This window comes from Streptomyces klenkii (assembly GCF_003626645.1).
GTDB classification, from domain to species: domain Bacteria; phylum Actinomycetota; class Actinomycetes; order Streptomycetales; family Streptomycetaceae; genus Streptomyces; species Streptomyces klenkii.
In genome coordinates this window covers 1-1,093 of the sequence record NZ_RBAM01000172.1, presented here as the reverse complement: position 1 = coordinate 1,093, position 1,093 = coordinate 1, and the positions used below count along the sequence as shown (strand labels likewise).

General features: G+C 77.2%; 2 protein-coding genes. Both read left to right on the top strand.

Annotated features, from left to right (window positions below; all coding sequences use genetic code 11):
• A partial coding sequence (locus D7231_RS36840) for a sensor histidine kinase (protein WP_338419914.1) occupies positions 1-506 on the top strand: 506 nt, incomplete at its 5' end.
• The coding region (locus D7231_RS35545; RefSeq protein ID WP_147449919.1) for a response regulator transcription factor at positions 494-1,093 on the top strand (600 nt) is incomplete at its 3' end. The genes D7231_RS36840 and D7231_RS35545, both read left to right, overlap by 13 nt.

Here is a 1,093-nt window from a genome sequence, read left to right as displayed (position 1 = left end):
CCGACCCGGGGCTGAGCCCGCAGGTGCTGGCGCGGCTGCGGGGGGTGGAGCGGCGGATAGCGGAGGCGGCCTCGCTCTTCCGGGAGTCGCTGGCGGGCATCGACGACGCCGAGCCGGGCCGGGAGCTGCACGCGACGCTGGTGGCCGACTGCCGGGCGTTCGCGGAGCGCACCGGCATCCTGGCGCGCTGCGTGGGCGTCACGCCGGTGCCCGAGCTGGACGCGGAGCGCCGGCGCGCGCTGGTGGCGGTGGCCCGGGAGGCGCTGCTGAACGTCGAGAAGCACGCGCGGGCCGGCTCGGTGGTCGTCAGCCTGGCAAGCCTGGACGGCGGCGTGAGCATGGCCGTGGCGGACGACGGGCTGGGCCTGGCCGGCGACCCGGACCCGGCGTGGTCCTCGGGGCGCGGGCTGCTCGCGGCGCGGGAGCGTCTGGAGCGCCTGGGCGGGACGCTGTCGGTGGTCTCGGACGAGGACGGCGGTCTGACCGTGCGGGCGTGGCTGCCGTGACGGGGTCAACTTCCGGGGCGCTGCGGCTGCTGGTGGTGGACGACCACCCGGTGGTGGTGGGCGGGGTGCAGCTGCTGCTGCGCTCGGACCCGGGCATCGGGATCGCCGGGTCCGCCCGCTCGGGCCGGGAGGCGGTGCGGCTGGCGGGCGAACTGCGCCCGGACATCGTGCTGCTGGACCTGCGGCTGCCGGACATGCTGGGCACGGAGGCGGCCGGGTCGCTGCGCGCGCGGGCGCCGGGCGTGCGGATCGTGCTGTTCACCGCCTATGCCGACCACGCGGCGCTCCCCGCCGCCTTGGCCGGGGGCCTGGACGGCTGCCTGCTGAAGGACTCCTCCACCACGGACCTGGCCGCGGCGCTGCGCCGGGTCGCGGCCGGGGAGCGGGTGGTGGACCCGCGCCTGGACGCGGACGCGGGGGTGACCGAGGCGCTGGTGCGCACCGGCCTGACGCGGCGGGAGTACGAGGTGCTGCGGTGGGTGGCGCTGGGCCGCACCAACCCGGAGATCGCCGAGGAGCTGGGCCTGACCCGCAACACCGTCAAGGCGTACCTGCAGAACGCCATGGCCAAGCTCGGCGCGCACAAC